The 2144-nt window shown below is 68.1% G+C and carries 1 protein-coding gene; it reads left to right on the top strand.

The annotated features are described in order from the left end of the window. Positions 1-291: 291 nt before the first annotated feature. On the top strand, positions 292-2144 hold a 1853-nt coding region (locus tag MUO23_12720), incomplete at its 3' end, for a transglycosylase domain-containing protein (protein ID MCJ7513817.1).

Genomic DNA, 2144 nt, shown 5'->3' with positions numbered 1-2144 from the left:
GGACAACCTGCTGGCGGTCGACGTCCCTGCCCAATTGACGGACGCCGTGTTAGCTGAGATCGAAGATATCCTGGGCAACCAGCCCCGCCCAGAGGCCTGAGACCTCGAAAGGACATTGGCCGCGGTCCAAGCCGGAGACTCCCCACATCTCGCCCGAAACCACGTAGGACAGACTTCCTCCGCAGCCGGCACGCCACTGGCGCTGCGGGGTGAGCGCTGACCGCTTTCCCCCCACGGGGCACGAGACTTGCAGTCCCTGAAGTCACCCACAGAGCCATGTACAATCGCAGCATGACCAAGCCCAGCCTGATCGTGCGTCTGCGCAGACAGCGAGCGGCGCGCACCCGACCGCTCGGGCGGGCGGGGGTTTTGGCGTTGGTCGCCCTGGGGGCGCTGCTGATCTCGCTGGGCTTGCCCCTGATTCAGGCCGCTCAAGCCGCGGTGGCATTGAGCGAGGGCCTCCCTGGCGTCGAGGCCTTCGAGCTTGCACTATCCCCCGAATCGGGCGGCTTCCAGCCTGTCGAGCTGTGGGACCGATCGGGGAGGCAGCGGCTGTTGTCCGGGACGCACCCAGCTGCGGCAGACGCCCGGTGGGTCCGGGTCGATGGCAGCAGCCTGGCCAGCGGACAGGTGGCATTTCTACAGGCGGCGCTGGCGCGCACTGGCGCGCTGGCTGGGGCGGCGCGGGGAGAACGTCCGAGCTGGCTGGGGGCGCTGACCGGCGCGGCTGACCAGCCCGGTATCGCTACCCATCTGGCCGCAGCCCACTTGCAGCCGCTCACCGATTTCCGCTTCCCGCCTTGGATGCAGCGTCTGCGCAGAGACTACCTGGCCTCGCGCCTGGTGCAGCGCCATCCCCCGGAGCAGCTGCTCGAGTGGTACATCAATACCGCCGACTATGGGAATTTCGCCTTCGGGATAGATTCGGCGGCGCTAGTCTACTTTGGCAAGCATGCCAGCGAACTCAGCCTGGCGGAGAGCGCCGTTCTGGCGGCCATCCCGGAGAATCCAGAACGCAATCCCATCGATGCCCCACAAGCGGCGCGCCAAGCTGGAGAGCAAACGCTGCAACAGATGCTCGAACTGGGATGGCTCGAGGCGGCGCAGATCCTGGCGGCAGAGCCGGCGACAGTGACGGCCACGGGCGTGCCGGCGCGGCAAGCGATTGACGCTCCCGACATCGCCTGGTTCGCGCTGGAGCAGGTGCGGAGCCGGTTCGGCAGCGCCGCCCTGGGTCGCAGCGGCTTGCGGATCGTGACCACCGCCGACGCCGATCTGCAGCGTCAGACGGAGTGTGTGCTCCGAACCCACCTCGGCCGCCTGGGAGGCGAGCCGCCGACCTATGTTGAGGCCGCCGCCGACGGGCAGGCCTGTCTGGCCGCCGGCCTGCTGCCGACGCTCCGGCCGGGGGATATGCAGGTCGATCATCAGGTCGAATCCGGGAGCGTGATCGTGCTCGATCCGACCCGCGGCGAAGTGCTTGCCCTTGCCGGGGACGTCAGCCGTCCCGAAATCCCGGCCCGAGCCCTCGACCCTCTGATCTACTTGACCGCGCTGGCTCGCGGCTATACCCCGGCCACGATGCTCCTGGACGTACCCTCGCAGGAAGGTTCAGGAGCGCAGGCCGATCCGTTCCGCGGGCCGCTCCGCTTGCGATCGGCGCTGGCCGGCGGCTTCGCCGGGGCAACCGCCTACCTGCTCGAGGGCGTGGGGGCGGAGAACGTCTTGCGGACTGCCCGCTCGATGGGCGTGCTCCCGGAGGGCCAGGAATCCACCAGCCTGGATGGGACAATGCCGTCGGCGCTGGACCTGGCCACGGCGTATGCGATCATCAGCGCCGAAGGGCGCATGGTTGGGACTGCGGACGGATCGGGGGTACGAGCCGACCCTGAGACTCTGCAGCCCTCGGCGGTTCTGGCGGTGGAGGATCGGATTCAGGGGACAGCCTACACCTATCAACCCCAATCGCGAGTTGTGCTCAGTCCAGCTCTGGCGTACCTGATGATCGACATGCTCGCTGATGACGCCGCCCGCTGGCCGGGCTTTGGCCGATCGAATGTGCTCGAGGTAGACCGACCGGCAGGCGTGACAGCTGGGGCCGATCAAGCTAGCGGCGACAGCTGGGCCTTCGGCTTCACTCCCAG

It is taken from the genome of Anaerolineales bacterium (assembly GCA_022866145.1).
Classification (GTDB): Bacteria; Chloroflexota; Anaerolineae; order Anaerolineales; family E44-bin32; genus PFL42.
The sequence above is the reverse complement of the archived record's forward strand: the minus strand, read 5'-3'. Positions and strand labels throughout refer to the sequence as shown.